This is a genomic window from Reinekea sp. G2M2-21, from assembly GCF_015687175.1.
Classification (GTDB): Bacteria; Pseudomonadota; Gammaproteobacteria; order Pseudomonadales; family Natronospirillaceae; genus Reinekea.
This window is the reverse complement of the sequence record NZ_JADPQG010000001.1, coordinates 65,808-87,150: the sequence shown is the minus strand read 5'-3', so window position 1 is coordinate 87,150 and position 21,343 is coordinate 65,808. Positions and strand designations below refer to the sequence as shown.

Below are 21,343 nucleotides of genomic sequence, written 5' to 3'. Positions count from 1 at the left end.
CTGAAGGCAACTCTGATTGATTCAAATCACCGCGGCCTAACTAGTCCATATACGGAGCGAATCGGGTATTGAAAGAAATAGTGAGCTCTATTCAGAACCTAAAAACATGCTCAGCCATTATATTGAAAGACCCAACAGAAGGGGCAGAAACTGCAAATTTCTGCCCTTATCGGTTCCAAGCAATTATTCGGAAGTAACTTAACTCTCTTCAATGCCAAGCCCGGTGACGTTCTGGAAGCCACGCGGTAATTTGTTACCCCGACGACCACGCTCGCCAAGGTAATGCTCTAAGTCAGCACCCTTTAATTTCAGTTTCCGTTTTCCGGCAAAAACCAACAACGTGTCAGCGGCACCCAACACAACAGCGCCGGCCATTAACTCCTCTCGCGCGGATGAACGAGAAGACGGTATATTAATGATCTTATTGCCCTTACCCTTGGCCAATTCTGGTAAATCTCGAACTGGGAACACCAACAAGCGGCCTTCATTGGTGACTGAAGCCAGATAATCAGTCGACAGTTGCTTCACCGGCTGAGGCGCCATGACTTCGGCGTTTTTTGGCAACGACAATAAGGCTTTACCGGCCTTATTCTTACTGACCATGTCCGACAGCTTGGCAATAAATCCATAGCCGGCATCTGAGCTAAGCAGATACTGATAATCCGGATTACCCAACAACAAACCTTTCATGACCGCACCCGGTTGCGGATTCAGCTTGGTGGTAATCGGTTCGCCCTGACCGCGGGCCGATGGCAACAAATGTGTCGTCAGAGAATAGGATCGACCAGTAGAGTCAATGAGTACGGTCGCTTGATTACTCTTACCACGCACAGCGAAAGCAAAGCTATCTCCGGATTTATAACTCAACCCCTCCGGTTCAAGGTCGTGCCCTTTGCCGGAACGGATCCAACCTCGCTCTGAAAGCACAACGGTGACGGCTTCTGAAGGCAAAATTTCAGTTTCACTGAAGGCGCTGGCCTCACTGCGGGCAACTAACTGAGTACGGCGGTCGTCACCATAGGTGTCCGCATCCGCCAATATCTCTTTCTTCACCAGCGTCCGCATTCGGGCTTTGGAACTAAGGATCTTTTCGAGTTTCTCGCGCTCAGCAGACAACTCATCTTGCTCGCCTCGAATCTTGATTTCTTCAAGTTTGGCCAATTGCCGTAACTTGATTTCAAGAATGGCCTCAGCCTGAATATCGCTGAGTCCGAAGCGCTCCATCATTACCTGTTTGGGTTTATCCTCGGTGCGGATAATTTCAATCACTTCATCAATATTCAGGTACGCAATCAACAAACCATCGAGAATATGCAACCGGGCAAGTACTTTATCGAGCCGATACTGCAAACGACGGCGAACCGTCTCAGTGCGGAATTCCAACCACTCGCTGAGAATCCGGTTCAGCGCTTTCACTTGAGGCCGACCGTCAATACCAATCATGTTCAGGTTTACCCGAACAGTTTTTTCAAGATCCGTTGTGGCGAACAGGTGGTTCATCAGGGCATCCACATCGATCCGGTTACTGCGCGGCTCGATCACCAATCGTGTTGGGTTTTCGTGGTCAGATTCATCACGCAGATCGGCGACCATCGGCAACTTTTTCGCCTGCATTTGCGCCGCAATCTGCTCCAAAATTTTCGACCCCGACACCTGATGCGGCAACTCAGTGATGATGATATCGGTACCTTCCTGAATATATTTAGATCGCAACCGCAATGTACCGCGTCCGCTTTCATATATTTTCTGAATGTCATCACGTGTTGAGATCAGCTCAGCACCGGTAGGAAAATCCGGACCGCGCACATGCATCATGAGCTCTTTAACACTGGCTTCGGGTTGATCAATAAGGTGAACACAGGCTGCAGCCAGCTCTCGCAGGTTATGGGGCGGAATGTCTGTTGCCATCCCCACCGCAATACCGGTGGTCCCATTCAACAGCACATGGGGTAAACGCGCGGGCAACACAGAAGGTTCGTCCATCGTTCCGTCGAAATTAGGGACCCAATCAACCGTCCCCTGACCCAATTCTTCCAACAGTAATTGTGCGTGCTTGTGAAGACGCGACTCGGTATATCGCATTGCCGCAAAGGACTTCGGATCGTCTGGCGAACCCCAGTTACCCTGACCGTCTACTAACGGGTAACGATAGGAGAACGGCTGAGCCATCAATACCATGGCCTCATAACAGGCGCTGTCGCCATGCGGATGATACTTACCGAGTACATCACCGACCGTACGGGCTGACTTCTTGAACTTTGCCGTATTGCGCAACCCCAGCTCGCTCATCGCATAAATGATGCGCCGCTGTACGGGCTTCAGACCATCGCCGACATGAGGCAAGGCACGGTCAAGAATGACGTACATGGAATAATCCAGGTAGGCTTTCTCGGTGAACTTGCTGAGGGAGATCGTTTCGGAGTATTCCTGTTGATCAGTCATGCTGAGAACCTGTTATAAATCAATCAATTACCGATTCGTTAGTGTCGCAATTAACGCTGCCGAACACAATGCATGGATTGAGAGATTACACGGCTTTGTGCCACACTGAAGACAAATGATCCGCTATCAAACCGGAGCCACCTGTTGAGAATACCCCGCCCCTTCAAAATCGTGATGGTCACCCTGTTATCACTGGTGATACTGGCCATGGCTGGACTGGCCTTTTTATGGTGGGTATTCACTGGCAGTCTGGCGCAACTTGAAGGTCCGGTGAGCGCTCAGGCCGTGTCAGCACCAACGTTCATACGACGCGATGCGCAGGGTTTGGTGACTATCGAAGGCGCCAACCGCGAAGACATTGCCTACAGCCTGGGCTTTGTCCATGCCCAGGAACGATTCTTCCAGATGGATTTATTGCGGCGCAACAGCGCCGGTGAACTCAGTGAGTTATTTGGGGAGGTCGCGGTGGAATTCGACAAACGAATCCGTGTGCACCAATTCCGCAAACGGGCGGTGGCAGTTCAATCGCGCCTATATGTTCAACAGCAAACGTTGCTGGAGGTCTATAGCCAGGGCGTCAACGCGGGACTGGCCCAATTACGCAATAAGCCGTTCGAATATTACGTACTTAATACAGACCCAGAACCCTGGCGGGCAGAGGACTCCCTGTTGGTGGTCTACAGCATGTACATGGATCTACAAGATGAATGGGGCGAGACCGAACGTTCATTGGCTGCTCTTTACGAGTTTTTACCCGCCGATTGGGTAAACTACCTGGTACCCAAGGGCGGTGAATGGGATGCGACCATCGACGCAGGCGACACAACCTTTCGCGCGCCTTTGCCACAGCGCCCTCTGTCGGATTTTCAAAACCACCAGGTCGCCACCAACTTAACCTCTTACGCAGATAGAGCTTTGCCGGGTTCAAATAACTGGTCCGTCAGCGGCGCATTAACCCGTCACGGCGCGGCAATGGTGGCCGATGATATGCACCTTGGTCTAGACGTACCGAATATCTGGTTCCGGGCTTCCTGGCTATTAGCGGAATCCGATCGGCGCATCACCGGGGCAACGCTGCCCGGCACACCGCTGATGATTGTCGGTTCCACCGAAAACATCGCCTGGGGCTTCACCAATGCTTTTGGCGATTTCAGCGACATTATCCGGTTACAAACTAATGCCGAGACGACGGAATACTTAACCCCGGAAGGCTGGCAGCCCTTTGCACCGGACACTGAGGTCATCAATGTTAAAGGACAGGCTTCGCAGCAGACAACAGTCAAAAACACGCGCTGGGGACCAGTTATTGGTGAAGATTATTACGGCAATGCGCTGGTATTACGCTGGGTCGCGCATGATCCTGGAGGCATCAACCTCAACTTGATCGAGCTGGAGCAAGCGGAAAACGTCAGTCAGGCTCTGGACATTGCAACGCGCACCGCGATTCCCGGGCAGAACTTCAACGTTGGCGATCGTGACGGCAACATTGGCTGGACGCTCATGGGACTGCTGCCAAAGCGATTTGGCTACCCATCTTCCTTGGCAGAGCGGTTACCCGCTGACTGGTCAACCGGCAATAACGGCTGGACAGGTTATATGGCACCTGACGCTCACCCTCGCATTGAAAATCCGGCGAACAACCGTCTGTGGACGGCAAATGCCCGCGTCGTCAGTGGTGACTCCTATAAAGTGATGGGTGACGGTCTGGGCGCACTTGGCGCTCGTCAACAACAAATCCGCAACCGACTATTCGCTCGAGATACGTTCACGGAAGCAGACTTCCTGGCGATTCATCTGGATGACGAGGCCATATTCCTGTCCCGTTGGCAGGCACTCTTGGTGGCGACATTGCAAGCGGAAGAGAGCGCCAATGACCCGGCTGTCAGAGCATTGAGTGAGGCTGTTCAGTCCTGGCAAGGGCACGCCAGTGCAAATTCCGTGGCTTACTTATTGATCAAACGCTTTCGCGAACAGGTCATTGATCAAAGTGTTGGGCATCTGTTCCGATACGTGGACAGCAAGGTAACCGACTTCTGGCCGAGCACCGTGGACAACAAGGTGGAATATGCAGTTTGGCAACTGATTAACGACCGGCCGCCCCGCCATATCCCCCAACCTTATGACTCCTGGGATGCGTTCCTCCACGCTCAGGCTTTAGCCGTGTATTCGCGATACCAGGAAAACAACGAAGGTTTACGCCAACAAACCTGGGGGCGACACAATCAACTCAATATCCAACACCCGCTAAGCCGAGCGCTGCCTTTTTTATCCTTCCTGTTAGACATGGAACCCGCAGCCATGCCTGGAGATACCTTCATGCCCAGAGTACAAAGCCCCGACTTTGGTGCGTCTCAACGCATGGCTGTGGCTCCGGGTCAGGAAGAGACCGGCTATTTTCATATGGCCACGGGACAAAGCGGCCATCCTTTGTCCCCTTTTTATCGGGCCGGACATGACGACTGGGTTATTGGCGCGCCCTCTCCTTTTCTACCCGGAAAAGATGCTTATGTGCTGCAGCTGAGACCAAAGCCTTAGCCAGGGTACGAGCAATCAGCAATACAAACCAAAAAAAAACGGAACCGAGGCTCCGTTTTTTTTAATGACTTAGGACGTGCGACTGCATCGCCGAGTGGTGTTATCGATGATATTTAGGAGACAACTCAACCACTGCTTCGACGAACGCACCCGCATTTGCCGGATCCACAAACTGATGAATCCCGTGTCCCAGATTGAAGACATGACCCGTACCCTGACCATATTCACTCAAAATACGCTCAACTTCATCACGAATCCGGTCAGGAGAGGCGTAAAGTACACTTGGGTCCATATTACCCTGCAAAGCGACTTTGTTGCCTACACGACGGCGTGCATCCGTCAGTGATGTTGTCCAATCCAGACCCAACGCATCTGCACCAGACTCAGCCATCGGCTCCAACCACTGACCACCGCCTTTCGTGAACAGTATCACCGGTACCTGACGACCATCATGCTCACGCTTCAGTCCGCCGATGATTTGCTGCATATATTTTAGTGAAAACTCCAGATACGCCGCATGGCTTAGTGCGCCTCCCCAGGAGTCAAAAATCTGCACCGCCTGTGCGCCTGCTTCAATCTGTGCGTTCAGGTAATCGGTGACCACCAACGCTAACCGATTCAGCAATTCATGCATGACGTCCGGCTGGTTGTAAATCATGGCTTTGGCATGGCGAAACTCTTTGCTGCTACCACCTTCGATCATGTAAGTGGCCAAGGTCCACGGGCTGCCAGTAAAGCCGATCAAGGGTACGCGGCCATTCAGCTCGCGACGAATGGTCCTCACGGCATTCATCACGTATCCCAATTCATCTTCCATTTTAGGGGTCGACAATAGATCAAGGTCTTTTTCTGAACGGATAGTCTGCTTGAATTTCGGACCTTCGCCTTCTTCAAAATACAGACCCAAACCCATCGCATCGGGCACGGTTAAAATATCGGAAAACAGAATGGCCGCGTCCAGGGGATATCGATCCAGAGGCTGGATGGTGACTTCACAGGCAAGGTCGGCGTTTTTACACAAGCTGAGAAAGTCCCCAGCCTGAGCCCGCGTTGCTCGATATTCTGGCAAATAACGACCGGCCTGACGCATCATCCAAATGGGTGTACGATCGACAGGCTGCTTGAGCAACGCTTTCAGAAATCGGTCATTCTTTAATTCGGTCACAATCTTACCTCTGATGATTTGCGTGGCCGGCATTATACTGTCTGTTTCCAGTACTGACGATCTTCTTGACCAGAACGGGACAATTTGATGAATTTTCTGGGGCACTGCTTGTTTTCTGAGCCAACACCATCGGCGATGGCGGGCAGTTTATGGCCTGATTTTGCGCCAAAACCCAAGATTCCAGTATCAACTGTGTTTATTGAGCATTTTGATCGCCACCAGCAGATCGATAAACTGACCGATTCGACGCCCATACTCGAACCCTTGCGGGTTGAGTTACGGCCAATTTTCCGAAAAACCACGCCCGTTGTCATCGACATGCTGCTCGATCACCATCTGGCGAGTCACTGGTCCGTTTTTCACCAACTACCGCTCGCTGATTTCGCTCAGTATACGTATCAGTCCCTGCACGCGTTCGATGAACTGCCCATGCCTGAGCGATTACAAAAAACGCTGTTTTGGATGCGCGCGCACAATTGGTTTGTCAGCTATACGACGACTGAGGGGCTAGAAAATGCTATGATGGGCATTGCCCGCCGCCTCCGATTTGCCAATCCGATGCATGAACACCGTGCCCAAGCGGCAGATATTGCACGGCAACATCAACAGGCAATGACGGAATTCGTTCAAGATCTTTCTACACAGTTTCGAAAATAATAAAGCCCGGCAATGCCGGGCTGGAATTATCAAATAAGTATATTGACCGTTAAACGTTCAAATAGTCCAAAATACCTTCACCCGCTTGCCGCCCTTCATAAATGGCGGTAACCACCAAATCGGAACCGCGGACCATGTCTCCGCCAGCAAAGACCTTTTCGTTACTGGTCTGGAATTTGTAGCGCTGGTTTTCTTCAGCTACGACGCCCTGCCAGTCGTTCAATTGAATACCGTATTGTTCAAACCAAGGAGCTGGACTGGGTTGGAAGCCAAAAGCAACCAAAACAGCGTCCGCGGGCAGGATTTCTTCACTGCCTTCTATCACCTGGGGGCGACGACGACCGTTTTCATCAGGTTCACCCAACTGGGTCGACACTACCTTAACGCCTTCAACTTTGTTGGTACCAACAATTTCAACCGGTTGTCGGTTAAACAGGAAATGCACACCCTCTTCTTTCGCGTTGGCGACTTCCCGTCGTGAGCCCGGCATGTTTTCTTCATCTCGACGATAGGCACAGGTCACGGATGCAGCCTGCTGGCGGATCGAGGTTCGGTTACAGTCCATGGCCGTATCACCACCACCCAGAACGACCACCTTTTTACCCTGTAAACTGATGAACTCAGATGCGTCCTGTTCCCAGCCGTTATTATGATTGACGTTGGATATTAAAAACGGGAGCGCATCGTAAACGCCGGGCAAGTCTTCACCAGGGAAACCACCTTTCATATACTTGTAGGTACCCATACCCAAAAATACCGCATCGTACTCATCCAGAATGCTCTGGAATTGTATGTCTTTGCCGACCTCGGTATTCAGGCGGAACTCAACCCCCATTTCGGTAAACACCTCACGGCGCTTACTCATGATTTTCTTCTCCAGTTTGAATTCCGGGATCCCGAAAGTCAGAAGACCACCTATCTCTGGGTATCGGTCAAACACCACCGGCTTCACCCCATTACGGATCAGCACGTCAGCGGCACCAAGACCCGCGGGTCCTGCACCGATAATAGCAACCTTTTTGTCGGTCATAGTGACGTTGGACATGTCCGGTTTCCAGCCCATCGCAAAGGCGGTATCAGTGATGTATTTTTCCGTGTTGCCAATGGTGACCGCACCGAACTCGTCGTTCAGCGTACAGGCACCTTCGCACAGACGATCCTGCGGGCAAACCCGACCACATACTTCCGGCAGGGTATTGGTCTGATGACTCAGTTCCACTGCTTCCAGAATATTGCCTTCACTGACCAGTTTCAGCCAATTCGGAATGTAGTTATGAACCGGACATTTCCATTCACAATAGGGATTTCCGCATTCCAGACAGCGGTGGGACTGCTCTGCCGCCTGCCGCTGGCCCATGGGTTCATAAATTTCGATGAACTCCGTTTTGCGGGCGTTGAGATCTTTCTTTGCCGGTTCGCGACGGCCGACATCCAAAAATTGAAAATCGTTGTTTAAACGTTGGGTCATTTTAAGAATCTCCGTCGATTATTCAGGTCTGGCACGAGTGCTGGACAGTAAATCTGACAAGCTCGCAGCCTTCGGTTTTACGAGCCAGAACTTGCCAACATAGTCGTCAAAGTTATCAAGCAACTCAGCACCCCAGGCACTGTGCGTTTCGTTTACAAAGGCGTCTATCGTGCGAGCCAGATGATCACGATACCCTTCCATCGCTTCGGTACTGATGCGGTGAATATCGACCAGTTCTCGGTTGTACTTATCGGCAAAGCTGTTTTCCAGGTCGAGTACAAAGGCAAAACCACCGGTCATACCCGCGCCAAAGTTACCGCCTACCTTGCCCAAAACGGCAACGGAACCTCCGGTCATGTACTCGCAGCAGTGATCACCAGCCCCTTCAATGACCGCGTGGGCCCCGGAGTTTCGGACGGCAAATCGCTCACCGGCGGCTCCGGCAGCGTATATGTGTCCGCCTGTAGCACCGTACAAACAGGTGTTACCCATGATCGATGTTTTCTGCGTTTCAAAAGCACTGCCTTTGGGAGGTCGAATGACAATTTTTCCGCCACTCATGCCTTTGCCGACGTAGTCGTTCGCATCACCGTCCAAGATCATATTCAAACCACCGGCATTCCAGACACCGAATGACTGACCGGCAATACCAGACAATTTCAAGGTGATCGGCATATCGCTCATACCGGTATTGCCATACTTCTGGGCAATGGCGCCGGACAGCAGGGCACCAATGGATCGATCGCAGTTACCAATGCTAAATTCAAACTCGCCACCGGATTTACTTTCAATCGCGTCTTTCACGGCCGAAAAAATAGCTTTTTGCTTGGTCCCTTTGTCAAACGGTTCGTTGCGTTCAACCCGACAAGTTTGCGGCTTATCGGCCGGAACGGCTTCACTGTACAGAATAGGCGTCAAATCCAACGCCGCTCGACGACCTGTCAGATCAGTGCGAACACGGAACAATTCGGTTTTGCCGATAATTTCTTCAATAGAGCGATAACCCAACAGCGCCAGATATTCTCGTACTTCTTCGGCGACAAAACGGAAATAGTTTTTCACCATTTCAACGGTCCCACGGAAATACTGTTCGCGCAGGGTTTCATCCTGTGTCGCAACACCGGTCGCACAATTATTGAGGTGGCAAATGCGCAGGATTTTACACCCCAAAGAGACCATCGGCGCCGTACCGAATCCAAAACTTTCCGCGCCTAAAATCGCGGCCTTAACGACATCCAGACCGGTCTTTAAACCGCCGTCGGTTTGCAATCGAACTTTATCGCGCAGGTCGTTGCCACGCAGTGTTTGCTGCACTTCGGCCAACCCGAGCTCCCAAGGTGAGCCAGCGTGTTTAATGGACGTTAGCGGGCTCGCCGCAGTACCGCCGTCATAGCCAGATATGGTAATCAGATCTGCATACGCTTTGGCGACCCCGGCGGCGATTGTGCCAACACCAGGCTCTGAGACCAGTTTTACTGAAATCAACGCGGTCGGGTTAATCTCCTTCAAATCGAAAATCAGCTGCGCCAAATCTTCGATGGAATAGATGTCGTGATGCGGTGGTGGTGAAATCAGCGTGACGCCGGGAACGGAATATCGTAACTCAGCGATCAGTTTGTTAACCTTACCACCGGGCAACTGCCCACCCTCGCCAGGTTTCGCACCCTGCGCAACCTTAATCTGGATGACTTCAGCGCTCATCAGGTAAGCGGGCGTCACACCGAAACGACCGGAAGCGACCTGCTTAATTTTGGAGCGACGAATGGTGCCATGGCGTTTCGGATCTTCACCACCTTCACCGGAATTCGATCGACCACCCAACTCATTCATAGCCACAGCCAGCGCTTCGTGAGCCTCGGGTGACAGAGCACCCAATGACATTGCGGCGGAATCAAAACGAGGGAAAATGGCCTCGATGGGTTCGACTTCAGAAATGGGGATCGACTTACGATCACTCGTCAGCTGAAACAGATCTCGGATTGTCGCCGGTGTCCGCTCGTTAACCAAAGCGGCATAGTCCCGGTAACTGGCCTGATCACCTTTTTGCACGGCATCCTGAATGGCTTTCACCACATCCGGGTTATAGGCGTGATACTCCCCACCATGAACGTATTTCAGCTTGCCGCCCTGCTCTAACTTCTTACGTGGTTTCCACGCGTTGGCAGCCAGCTCAATCATTTCCTCATGGAAATGCTGGAAGGTCGCTCCCTGAATGCGACTGGTCACACCAGAAAAACACAGACTAACCACTTCATCCGCCAAACCGACGGCTTCAAACAGTTGTGCTCCACGATAGGAGGCAATCGTTGAAATGCCCATCTTGGACATGACCTTCAATAAACCTTTGTTGATACCTTTGCGGTAATTTTTATGCAGAAGATGATGGTCGCCGACCAGCTCACCGGTGCGAATCATGTCATCAATGATCTCATAAACCACGTAAGGATAAACCGCCGTAGCGCCAAAACCGATGGCGACCGCGAACTGGTGCGGATCACGAATCGCGCCAGAATCAAGCACGATATTGGTATCGCAACGCAAGCTGTTATTGACCAGTCGATGATGCACGGCGCCAGTTGCCATCACCGCCGGGATCACAAGTTGACCTGGCTGCAAATTGCGATCTGACAGCACCAGAATTTTAATACCTTCGCGGCTGGCCTGTTCCGCCTTGTCAGTTAATTGGCGAATAGCGCCTTCCAGACTGATCTTTTCGTCATAGCCGAGATGCAGGATCCGGTGTTTAAACTCCGGCGCTTCCTGATGCAGCATACTTTGAAACTTCAGTGGCGACAGAACCGGAGAAGCCAGAATGAGGCGGGTGGCGTCTTTTGCCTTCGGTTCAAACAGGTTAGCTTCTGGTCCCAGACAAGTTTCCAGCGACATGACGATAGATTCACGCAGCGGATCGATTGGCGGGTTAGTTACCTGAGCAAATTGCTGTCGGAAGTAATCAGTTACAGGTCGGATTTTGTGCGACAGCACCGCCATCGGGGTATCGTCACCCATAGAACCAACCGCTTCCTGACCCGTTTCAGCTAACGGGCGAATAACCTGATCACGCTCTTCAAAGCTGACTTGGAACAGTTTTTGGTAAGCCTGTACCTGGTCAGGATTAAGCGAGGCACCATCACCTTCTTCTGCCAACTCCAAACGTGAGCGTAAACGCACAGCATTCTGCTTGAGCCAGTCTTTGTAGGGATGGGCTTTTTTCAATCGATTGTCGATAGTTTCGGTTTCAAGGAACTCACCGGTTTCGGTGTCAATTGCCACAATACGTCCCGGACCGACCCGACCTTTCGCAACAACATCTTGCGGTTCATAAGCAAAGGTTCCGATTTCAGACGCCAATGTGATGTAGCCGTTTTTAGTGATCACCCAACGCGCTGGACGCAAACCATTACGGTCGAGCATACAGACGGCATAGCGACCATCGGTCAAGACGATACCCGCCGGACCATCCCAGGGTTCCATATGCATCGAATTGAACTCATAGAAAGCCTTCAAATCGGCATCCATGTGTTCGACATTATGCCAAGCAGGCGGAATCATGGTGCGGCAAGCACGGAACATATCCATACCACCTAAAAGCATGAGTTCCAGCATGTTGTCCATGCTTGAGGAATCGGAACCGGTGGTGTTCACGACCGGCTGCAAGTCTTCCAGATGCGGAATATTGTCGTTAGCAAATTTACTGGCACGCGCACGAGCCCAGTTGCGATTTCCGGCAATGGTATTAATCTCACCGTTATGAGCCAACAAACGGAAGGGTTGCGCCAGTGGCCACTTCGGCATGGTATTGGTTGAAAAACGCTGATGAAAAACGCAAATGGCCGTTTCTAAAGCTTCATTGCCTAAATCCTGATAAAACTTAGGTAAGTCAACCGGCATCACCAAGCCTTTATAAGACACGACTTTGTCAGACAACGAACAGATGTAAAACTCACTGTCTTCACTCATGGCTTGTTCCGTCCGACGACGGGCAGTATAGAGCTTGACCGCTAGTTCCGCGTCCGATTCGGCTTTCACAAAGACCTGTTGGATAGTTGGAAGGCAATCGAGCGCCATAGGGCCGCAGAATTGTGTGTCGACAGGGACATCGCGCCACCCCACGACCTTTAATCCTTCCGCTTCGAGGGCTTGCGTCATCGTTTGACGGCCGTACTCACTTTTGGACTGCTCCGGGTTCAGAAACACCATACCAACGGCGAAATGTTCGCCAAGGTCAATATTAAATAAGGTTTTCACTTCTGTCGCGAAAAAGGATGTCGGCATTTTCAATAACAGACCGCAGCCATCGCCCGTCTTACCGTCTGCGGCAATACCGCCGCGATGGGTCATACAGGTCAAAGATTCTATGGCTGTTTGCAGCAGATGATGACTGGCTTCGCCTTCCATATGGGCGATTAACCCAAAACCACAGTTATCGCGAAATTCGGCGGGATTGTATAAACCGGTACTCATATCGACTCTCTCTCATTCGACCGACATTTAATGGTCGAGCGACTGCACTAATACTGGGCAGGGCTCAGACAATGTGATTCAACTGCGCATGAGTCTATGCCTAAGCCGCGCCCAGACAACAAATAACGGTATATTATGAGGATAAATATTTAAAAAGCGACCAGTAAGGGCCTAAATGGAATCTCTTAGCGATTTAAATGAGCGAATCCAAGGCTCTTTTACACCGACTTCCGCTGGAATGTTAGGCACCGAAGCCTGGGCGCTGGCTTTGTCGGGAAACTGACCATAAATCAACACAAACCAGGGTTTGCCCTGATAGGTGGTTTGCACGATATCAACCATCTTGGAATCACTAAAAGCAGGTATCAATTGCTGAAGCTTTTCACGTTCACGCACGCCGATGAGCTGAATGGTAAACTCAGTATCCGCTCCTTTTGCCAACAACCCCGCTGCTGGGATATCTGTAGCGACAGGATCAGGTGCACTTTCTGAAACTTCGGGCACAGTCTCTTCATTGCCTTGCTCCGTCGTCGGTTCATCTGCAACCTCTTCACTTGACGGCACCTTTACCGAGGCTTGACCTTCAGTTTCGCCAATTGTTGCGACCTCGACAGGCGACGGGTCAGCAATCTCAACAGTCTGCTTGGCTTCAACCTTGGCAATCGCTTCCGCCAATTTTTTTTCAACCTCAGTCATATCCTGGACCGGTTTTTCGGTCAACAACGGAACTGATTCTGTTTTATTTTCATTGGTTTGATACAAAATGGCGATAACAACCAGAGACAATGCGGCTATACCGGCAATGGCGTGAGGCAAAGGGAATGAGAACTTACGTTCTGTCGTTTTAAACGTCGAGCCGATCAGATAGTCCCGTGCCGCTTCATTCAGGTTTGCGGGATTCCCGTCGGACAATTGGTTGAGCCGGGCTACATCTTTTTGGGCAAACAGCGACTCGCCAACATTGCCTGCTGCGACGAGCCGATCTTTCAAATATTGTTCCGCATCGGTGTCCGAAAACGGCTCCAAAGGATGAACATACCAATCACTTTCATCTATAAGTGGCCCTAATTGAGCCCAGTGATCAGACAACCAGAGCTGACGAACTCGATAATCCACGGGGTCAGCCAATTCGCGGATTTGCTGCAAGGTTTCCAGCGACTCTACAGGTAGCAAATCAGCAAACTGCACGACGATAAGAAATGATTCTTCATCTTGATAACGTGAGCTGACCACGTCGGCAATCTGTGACAATAAAGACTCATTGCTCTCACTGACTTTCAGACCCAGACCCAACTGCCCAATGATCTCTTTAATTAATTCCGTACTGGATTGGTTTTCAGAACCGTCAATCCAGGCCACTCGCCACTGATCTTCTAGCAGTTTGAGGACTTGCAATGCCAGCGTGCGCTTACCGGATCCGGAATGCCCTACCAGTAAACTATCCTGATGAGAATAGTTCAGCAAATGCCGAATGGTTTCTGCGGTTTCGTAACGTCCACCCGCGCCACTGAATACCATTGCATCCACGACAGAGCCAAATGGATCATGTTTCAGATTATAGAAGGATTGCATGCGTTCTGATTGTTCTGACAAATCCATCGATCACGCCTCGGCCAAACGGTTTTCACCATTTAAACGACTATTAGCACAACTGTCCAGAGCTGTAAAAACAAAAGAACTTCAAAACTGAAAGGATCTTATGAATTGCCTGGCAACTGATTATCAGTACAGGCACGTGGCAGAATTCCCAAAAATCACTGCGTCGTAGTAAAACTGCTAATGCCTAGCTACCTCATCTGCTATTTCGTCAGATAAGGCAAACTTTAAAAAGCAGTCTTGGTAACACAGGTTTTCAGAAAAAGAGCCGCCGTATTTACAAAGGGTAGTTTTAAAAAAATGTTTTACCTTAAAAATGAATTTTAATGAGCACAAAATGCAGCTAGCGTTTCTGACAGTTTGGCCTGATCAAAATCTCCCGTGACGAATCCTTGCCCTAGTCCGCGCAATAAAATGAGACGCAAAGTGCCTGCATCCACCTTCTTGTCCCGCGCCATAGCCGTCATAAATTGGGCTGATGTCATGGATGAAGGAACTGTGACCGGTAATTTTGCTTTTTTCACCAGTGCACCTATCCGGTCGACATCGCTCTCGCCAACTAAACCCAGACGATGGGAAAGATCCGCGGCCATGACCATTCCAACCCCGACGGCTTCACCATGCAGCCACTCACCGTAACCTAACGTCGTCTCAATGGCGTGCCCAAAGGTATGCCCTAGATTCAAGGTCGCTCGCAATCCTTGTTCTGTCTCATCTTTTGAAACGACATCGGCTTTGATTTCGCAGGACCTGGCAATGACGGAAACCAAAATCTCGTCGTCCAAATTGAAAATCTGCTCAAGATTGGATTCCAGAAATTCAAAATAGTCAGCGTCTTGAATAATTCCATGCTTCATTACCTCCGCAAACCCAGCCGAAAATTCTCTGGCAGGAAGCGTGCGTAAGGTTGAAGGATCGATAAACACAGCAAGAGGCTGCTTAAAGGCACCGATCATGTTTTTCCCGAGGGGATGATTAACGCCTGTTTTGCCGCCAACAGATGAGTCAACCTGTGACAACAGCGTTGTTGGAATCTGATAGAAATCGACCCCGCGCTGATAACTGGCCGCAGCAAACCCAGTCATATCACCAATAACTCCGCCGCCCAGGGCTACCAGACCAACCTTCCTACTGATGTTCTTTTCCAGCAAAAAGCTAAAAATACGATTAACGGTATCTAACGTTTTAAACGATTCGCCATCAGGTAATACAACGGAATGAACAATACGGCGCTCATTGGCCAGTAGATCCTGTACCTTGCTCAAATAGAGCGGTGCTATGGTCTCGTTGGTAACAATAACTACTTCTCTGTTCTGGATGGTAGTGTCGAACAGAGAACGATCGTTCAAACAGTTCCCGATATAAATCGGGTATGAGCGGGAACCTAATTCTACTGGGATAATTTTCATTTAAATTGTCTGTGTGAAATGAATAATGTCTTGGACGACCAGTTTCGGAGATTTGGCATTGGTATCAATAATCAAATCAGCGATAGACGCATATAGTGGGTTTCGAACCTTGGCCATGTCATTGAGAATCTGCTCAGGGTTGCCCGTTTGCAGCAGTGGCCGATTTTTGTCCTTCGCCGTCCGGATTAGCTGTTGCTCAACCGATGTTGACAAATAGACAACCAGGCCACCTGCTTCTAGTTTGGTTCTGTTATCTAATTTCAACACGCAACCACCACCAGTCGCGACTACTTTGGCCGGTTCAGCCAAAACCTCTTCCAAGGCTATCGACTCACGCTCTCGAAAACCGGTCTCACCTTCGATATCAAAAATCCACGGAATCGTCGCGCCAGAACGTTGCTCAATTTCCTTGTCTAAATCAACAAAGTCCATTTGCAATTGGTCAGACAGCAAACGGCCAATGGTGCTTTTTCCAGCGCCCATTGGCCCGACTAAAATCAAATGTTGTAACAACGGCATCAGTTCGAAACGAGACCTTCTTGTATCAACTTAGGTGTAATGAAGATTAAAAGTTCAGATTTCTCTTCACTATTGGTTGTTCGTTTGAACAGATTCCCGATGACAGGCAAGTCACCCAGAATCGGCGTTTTCTCAATCAATTTTGTGTTTTCTGTTCGATATACGCCACCCAAGACCAGCGTTACTCCGTCCTCGACTAACACCTGCGTGGATACGGTGTTGGTATCGATTGCGCCACCACCGGCAGCCAATGAATCCTGGTTAACGGTTAATGTCAGAATCACCTTATCATCAGGGGTTACCTGAGGAGTCACATTCAAGTTCAAGCCAGCTTGAACAAACCGGGTACCACCTCCTTCATCTGGGAAGGCAACATTTTGACCTGAGAAGATACTTGCCGCTTGTCCATCTGAGGTGACGATTTTTGGCTGTGAAACAACCTCCGCTTGACCTATGCTCTCCAAAGCCGAAATTTCGAGATCCAAATTAATCGCGGAATTAACCAATCCGAATGCGAAGGAACTTGCGTTACCCTGAGCGGCTAAATCCACTACTAATGCATCTGGATATGTATGACTGGCGTTACCAGCTGCTTGGACCTCAGTGTTAGACTCAATTGACCCGCTACTAAAGAATGGAGTTCCACCACCTGCATAAACAGACCCACCCCAACGTACACCCAACTGATCACCCACGGATGTACGTGCGGAGACAATCCGCGCTTCGATCAATACTTGTTGGACAGGTATATCAAAAAAGGTGATGGCACGGCGGATTCCATCTAAATTGATCGAAGTATCGGTAATAATTAAGGTATTAGTTCGATCATCGACAGATACTGAGCCACGACTGGATAAGAAACCACCATCACTTTGAGCTGCTTGTGCGGATGAGTCACCGCCCTCTGAGCTTGCGTCGGCGGCTGTGGTCGAACCGTTTGAAGAACTTATGATCGCGGCGATGTCCGACGCTCGTGCATAATTAATTTGAACGTATTCCGTTCGTAGCGGAGCTAGCTGCACTGCCTGCTTGCGAGATTCCAGCTCCAACCGCTCTTGTTCAGCCAGCTCTGCTGCTGGAGCCACCATCAATACATTACCGGACTGACGCTTATCAAGTCCGTTGGTTTTCAGCACCAATTCCAGCGCCTGATCCCAGGGCACGTTATTCAACCGCAGCGTTATGGTTCCGGAAATAGAATCGGAAGCAACCAAGTTAAAGCCTATATAATTAGCAATAATCTGCAGCACGTCCCGGACTTCAATATCTTGGAAGTTCAATGATAATTTTTCCCCGGTGTACGGGAATTTCTCTTTAAGACGCGCCTCAGCCTCATCTTCGGTCAGGGTATTCACTTCCAGTGTCATGCGATTATCTGCCTGATAAGCCAAATAATCGTAAGCGCCGTCAACCTCAAGACGAATCAATGCATTTTTATCTTCGTTGTATACGTTAATAAAATGAACCGCAGTCGCAAAATCAACGACATCCAATCGGCGCCGCAGTTCTGCAGGCACCTGAAATCCATCTACCCTAATCACAATATCGCCGCCTTCCTCAAAAACAGAAGCGTTTGCACTGGAGTTCGCAAACTCAACAACCACCTGCCCGGCTCCGCTTTCCGTGCGACGAAAATCTACATTCTGAACTTCATTCTTATTAGTTTTAATGCCCGCGTTTGACGCTTGTGTTTGCACTTGAGTTGAAACACCGGAGTTCCGATTCGACCCAACTAGTGTCTCTACGCCGTCGCCAATATAAACGGACACAACGTTGCCCTGAACTTCCGTTACATAAGAAACCAACTTAGTCAAGCTGAAAACAATTCGAGTACGATCACCAGCGTCTAAAATGGCGGCGTTTCGTGTATTCCCACTGCCTATTTGAATGTATTTTTCATCCAACACACTGGTAACACCCGAAAAATCCAAAGAAATCCGAGCAGGATCTTCAATGCTGTATCCAACGGGCTCTGTTACAGCGCCATCAAAGGTTAGAACGATTTGTGTTCGGTCGCCTGACAGTGATAGAACTTCAAAATCAGTCAAACTTGCTGCAAACGTCACATTTGCAGAAAGAAAAGTGAACAACAAGGCGATTGCACGTTTCATGTTGAATTGCACCTTAACTTTATTCATCCAATATCCCATGTCTATTGCTCCAATCCATCTAGGATAATTATTCGTGGACGTTCAACCCAGTTATCTTGACCAGACGGAACAATTTCAATTAGATCTATTTGGGTTTCGCTGATTTCAACAATTTTGCCGAAATTACGCCCTAAATAGTTGCCAGTTTTAACCCGATGTACTTCTCCCTGACCATCTCGTATCAAAGCCCAGAGAATGCCATCTCCTTCCAAACCCGTTAATGTTCCAACCATGGCGATATTTTCGATTCGGAAAGACTCAAGATACTCTTTGACTCTGGTTAAATCTGGTTTTACGTTACTCTTAGGCGCCTCTTTTTCCTGCTGAACTAACTCTACCGGGCGAGGAATCTCGAACGGCGATCGACGTCCACTGGCTGTGTAAGACACAAAGTCAGGTGCCACAAATTCTGGAGGGGGTGGAATGGTTCCCTTAGGTCGCGAGTCCTGTTCTTGAACAAAAACACGCAAATCGGTTAATGGATCTTGTTGCACACACCCTAGAAGACTTACCGCTGCAAATACAAGAGCTAATACGTATCTCAACTTCATTGCGCATCACCCTTATAACGATAAGTCTTGGCCTGGATAGTCATTTGTAGCGGCGCTTCACTCTCGTTAGCTCCAGATCGAGAACCAATCCCCTTCATAGAGAAGTCATGCAATGTAACAATCCGAGAAATAGCTGCCATAGAGCTAACAAAATTGCCCATTTCATGATAAGAACCGCGCACATCTATTGTGATTGGCGTTTCGATATAGAACTCTTTAACCACATCACCTTGAGGGGTTATTTTGTCAATCTCCAAACCACTTTGTGAGCCTGTTGTGCTGATATCGTCTAACAAGCCTGGAATTTCTGTTTCATCTGGTAGTTGATCCAGCAAAACGCCAAAATCCTCTTCCATCTTCGCTAACTGCTCTTTAAAGGCATCCAGATTTGCAGCTTGAAACGATTTGCTCTGATATTGCTGTTTAAGTGTAGGTTCCTTCGCTACGACACCTTGATAACGGAGCTTGGAATCTTTAACCGCGAACCAATAAAACCCAAAAACAATCAGCGCTGAAATTAAGATCAATGTTGATAGCTTTATCGCAAGAGGCCAAGACCCCATATTGTTGAAGTCAGGGTTTTGATAGTCAAAACTCTCTTGTTTAAAGCCATCCAAAAATTCTTTCATATTCATGAGTCTTCCTCCTCATTCTTGAGAGGATTTGCTCGCGTCACCCGCAAGTTAAACTTATGCCCTACAACTTCCTGCCCATCTTTAATTGATTCCATGACTTCCAAAAAGGCATTATCGAACCATACAGAATTGTCCAGATTTCGGAGAAAGTCTGAAACACTCAGTGCCTTGTCTGCTTGTGCAGATATTTGGATACTGGTTCCATTAACAATCAGGCTACTAAAAAACACGCCTTCGGGAGTTGCATTCACCAACTCTTCAAATATGTGAACAATAATAGGCCGATCACCTTGCAAGCTGGCAATCACATTCATACGATCTATTAACTCTTCACGTTGCTGTCGTAGAGTCTGAATTTCTTTGATTCTGACATCCAAGTCTTTGATTTTATCTTCAAGATAGGTATTACGGGCGTTCTGGAAATTAATCTGATTTTGAACAGATTGATTCCAAGCCCATCCCGCACCCGCAGCCAATGCGGCAACTATAGCTAAGATGGTGACAAATTGATTTTGCCGTGCTTTGCGCCGCTCTTCTCGCCAGGGGCGTAAATCAATATTTGCCATCTTCAAAGCTCCTCATGGCCAAGCCACATGCGATCATCATGGCGGGCGCGTCATTCGTCAGATTCGCTGCGTTAACTTTGTTCGAAAGAGTCATGTTGGCGAATGGGTTGGCAATTAAAGTATTGGTTCCTATCTTCTCTTGCACTCGCTGTGCAAGACCCGGGATAGATGCGGTACCTCCGGCCAATACAATGTAGTCAACGTCATTGTATTGAGAGGCGGCAAAGAAGAACTGCAGAGACCGGCTTACCTGCTGAACCACTGCCTCTTTAAAGGGCTCTAACACCTCACTAGGATAGTCATCTGGCAATCCGCCCTGTTTCTTAGCAAGGCCGGCTTCGGCTTGAGTCATCCCATAGCGACGCATAATTTCTTCGGTAAGCTGTTTTCCACCAAATAACTGTTCACGGGTATAAATAGTTTTACCATCGTTGAGTACACTTAAGGTTGTCATGGTATGGCCCACATCAACAATGGCGACAGTGATACCTTCTTCTGTCTGTTCAAGCTGTTCAGCAATGAGGCGATAGGCGCGTTCAAGAGCAAAGGCTTCAACGTCTACGGCTTTGCACGTTAAGCTTGCGATGCCCAAGGCAGTTTCGCGATACTCAACATTTTCTTTCCGGCAAGCGGCCAACAGAACATCAACCTGATTATCACCTTTTGCAGAAGGACCAACTACTTCAAAGTCAATTGCCACTTCATCAAGCGGGTAAGGGATGTATTGGTCTGCCTGAACCTGAATGTCGGTTTCCATCTGATCGTCAGTAAGTCCCGCATTCATTTCAATGGTTTTCGTGATGACGGAAGACCCGGCCACAGCTACGGCCGCATCGGTCAGCTTCGTACGTGATTTGGACTTCAGCTTTTCTATGGCTTCACCAACGCTGGTTTCATCATTGATGTTTTTTTCCACCACCGCATTGTCCGGCAATGGTTCAACAGCATAGGCTTCAACACGATAACCGTCGCCAGTACGACTCAGCTCCATCAGCTTCACTGAAGTGGAACTGATATCAATGCCGAGTAACCTTTTTTGCTTCTTTTTGAATAAGGAGGCCACCGATGTTTCCCTTCAACAACACGCACTTACGTGCGTTTTTTAGTATTTACATTAACTATTACATAATACAATAGACCAATCCGCAATGTATAAAAAGAGCTATTTCAGCTTATAATCAGCACT

The 21,343-nt window shown here is 49.2% G+C and carries 14 protein-coding genes; 2 read left to right on the top strand and 12 right to left on the bottom strand.

Going from position 1 to position 21,343, the window contains the following annotated elements:
- Nucleotides 1-198: 198 nt before the first annotated feature.
- The gene (parC, locus tag IYN85_RS00360; RefSeq protein WP_196156879.1) at nt 199-2,442 is read right to left on the bottom strand and encodes a DNA topoisomerase IV subunit A; all 2,244 of its coding nucleotides are present in this window, start codon (nt 2,440-2,442) and stop codon (nt 199-201) included.
- A 144-nt stretch (nt 2,443-2,586) separates the two neighbouring features.
- Between parC and IYN85_RS00355 the strand changes: the two genes are divergently transcribed.
- Nucleotides 2,587-4,977: a penicillin acylase family protein gene (locus IYN85_RS00355; protein WP_230390390.1), complete on the top strand. Its 2,391-nt coding sequence runs from the start codon at nt 2,587-2,589 to the stop codon at nt 4,975-4,977.
- A gap of 100 nt (nt 4,978-5,077) precedes the next feature.
- On the opposite strand, the gene hemE is transcribed toward IYN85_RS00355, so the two are convergent.
- Nucleotides 5,078-6,142, bottom strand: coding sequence for a uroporphyrinogen decarboxylase (gene hemE, locus IYN85_RS00350; RefSeq protein WP_196156878.1), 1,065 nt, complete (start codon nt 6,140-6,142; stop codon nt 5,078-5,080).
- An 87-nt stretch (nt 6,143-6,229) separates the two neighbouring features.
- Here hemE and IYN85_RS00345 point away from each other — a divergent pair, with 87 nt between their 5' ends.
- Nucleotides 6,230-6,799 carry an ACP phosphodiesterase gene (locus IYN85_RS00345; protein ID WP_196156877.1) on the top strand — a complete coding sequence of 190 codons (570 nt, stop codon included), beginning with the start codon at nt 6,230-6,232 and terminating at the stop codon, nt 6,797-6,799.
- A gap of 49 nt (nt 6,800-6,848) precedes the next feature.
- Here IYN85_RS00345 and IYN85_RS00340 read toward each other — a convergent pair whose 3' ends face one another.
- The 10 genes from IYN85_RS00340 to IYN85_RS00295 form a co-directional block, all read right to left on the bottom strand.
- The gene (locus IYN85_RS00340; protein WP_196156876.1) at nt 6,849-8,267 is read right to left on the bottom strand and encodes an FAD-dependent oxidoreductase; all 1,419 of its coding nucleotides are present in this window, start codon (nt 8,265-8,267) and stop codon (nt 6,849-6,851) included.
- Nucleotides 8,268-8,285: 18 nt separating this feature from the next.
- On the bottom strand, nt 8,286-12,731 hold the full coding sequence (gene gltB / locus IYN85_RS00335) for a glutamate synthase large subunit (RefSeq protein ID WP_196156875.1): 4,446 nt from the start codon (nt 12,729-12,731) through the stop codon (nt 8,286-8,288).
- A gap of 171 nt (nt 12,732-12,902) precedes the next feature.
- Nucleotides 12,903-14,330, bottom strand: coding sequence for an SPOR domain-containing protein (locus IYN85_RS00330; protein ID WP_196156874.1), 1,428 nt, complete (start codon nt 14,328-14,330; stop codon nt 12,903-12,905).
- A gap of 320 nt (nt 14,331-14,650) precedes the next feature.
- On the bottom strand, nt 14,651-15,736 hold the full coding sequence (aroB, locus tag IYN85_RS00325; RefSeq protein ID WP_196156873.1) for a 3-dehydroquinate synthase: 1,086 nt from the start codon (nt 15,734-15,736) through the stop codon (nt 14,651-14,653).
- Nucleotides 15,737-16,255 carry a shikimate kinase AroK gene (aroK, locus tag IYN85_RS00320; RefSeq protein WP_196156872.1) on the bottom strand — a complete coding sequence of 173 codons (519 nt, stop codon included), beginning with the start codon at nt 16,253-16,255 and terminating at the stop codon, nt 15,737-15,739.
- Entirely contained in the window at nt 16,255-18,366 is a 2,112-nt protein-coding gene (gene pilQ, locus IYN85_RS00315; protein ID WP_196156871.1) for a type IV pilus secretin PilQ, read from the bottom strand. The genes aroK and pilQ overlap by 1 nt, the downstream gene beginning before the upstream one ends.
- Nucleotides 18,367-18,407: 41 nt before the next feature.
- Nucleotides 18,408-18,956: a pilus assembly protein PilP gene (locus tag IYN85_RS00310; protein ID WP_196156870.1), complete on the bottom strand. Its 549-nt coding sequence runs from the start codon at nt 18,954-18,956 to the stop codon at nt 18,408-18,410.
- Nucleotides 18,953-19,591 carry a type 4a pilus biogenesis protein PilO gene (locus IYN85_RS00305; RefSeq protein ID WP_196156869.1) on the bottom strand — a complete coding sequence of 213 codons (639 nt, stop codon included), beginning with the start codon at nt 19,589-19,591 and terminating at the stop codon, nt 18,953-18,955. The genes IYN85_RS00310 and IYN85_RS00305 overlap by 4 nt, the downstream gene beginning before the upstream one ends.
- A complete protein-coding gene (locus IYN85_RS00300) occupies nt 19,588-20,157 on the bottom strand; it encodes a PilN domain-containing protein (RefSeq protein ID WP_196156868.1) in 570 nt (189 codons plus the stop codon). Before IYN85_RS00300 ends, IYN85_RS00305 begins: the two co-directional genes overlap by 4 nt.
- Complete coding sequence (locus IYN85_RS00295) at nt 20,144-21,220, bottom strand: pilus assembly protein PilM (RefSeq protein ID WP_196156867.1); 1,077 nt, start codon at nt 21,218-21,220, stop codon at nt 20,144-20,146. The genes IYN85_RS00300 and IYN85_RS00295 overlap by 14 nt, the downstream gene beginning before the upstream one ends.
- Between the last annotated feature and the right edge of the window lie 123 nt (nt 21,221-21,343).

Bases quoted from the DNA above. Each gene is read 5' to 3' on its own strand.
- parC (WP_196156879.1), bottom strand. From the start codon at position 2,442: ATGACTGATCAACAGGAATACTCCGAAACGATCTCCCTCAGCAAGTTC.
- IYN85_RS00345 (WP_196156877.1), top strand. From the start codon at position 6,230: ATGAATTTTCTGGGGCACTGCTTGTTTTCTGAGCCAACACCATCGGCG.
- IYN85_RS00340 (WP_196156876.1), bottom strand. From the start codon at position 8,267: ATGACCCAACGTTTAAACAACGATTTTCAATTTTTGGATGTCGGCCGT.
- gltB (WP_196156875.1), bottom strand. From the start codon at position 12,731: ATGAGTACCGGTTTATACAATCCCGCCGAATTTCGCGATAACTGTGGT.
- IYN85_RS00330 (WP_196156874.1), bottom strand. From the start codon at position 14,330: ATGGATTTGTCAGAACAATCAGAACGCATGCAATCCTTCTATAATCTG.
- aroB (WP_196156873.1), bottom strand. From the start codon at position 15,736: ATGAAAATTATCCCAGTAGAATTAGGTTCCCGCTCATACCCGATTTAT.
- aroK (WP_196156872.1), bottom strand. From the start codon at position 16,255: ATGCCGTTGTTACAACATTTGATTTTAGTCGGGCCAATGGGCGCTGGA.
- pilQ (WP_196156871.1), bottom strand. From the start codon at position 18,366: ATGAAACGTGCAATCGCCTTGTTGTTCACTTTTCTTTCTGCAAATGTG.
- IYN85_RS00310 (WP_196156870.1), bottom strand. From the start codon at position 18,956: ATGAAGTTGAGATACGTATTAGCTCTTGTATTTGCAGCGGTAAGTCTT.
- IYN85_RS00305 (WP_196156869.1), bottom strand. From the start codon at position 19,591: ATGAATATGAAAGAATTTTTGGATGGCTTTAAACAAGAGAGTTTTGAC.
- IYN85_RS00300 (WP_196156868.1), bottom strand. From the start codon at position 20,157: ATGGCAAATATTGATTTACGCCCCTGGCGAGAAGAGCGGCGCAAAGCA.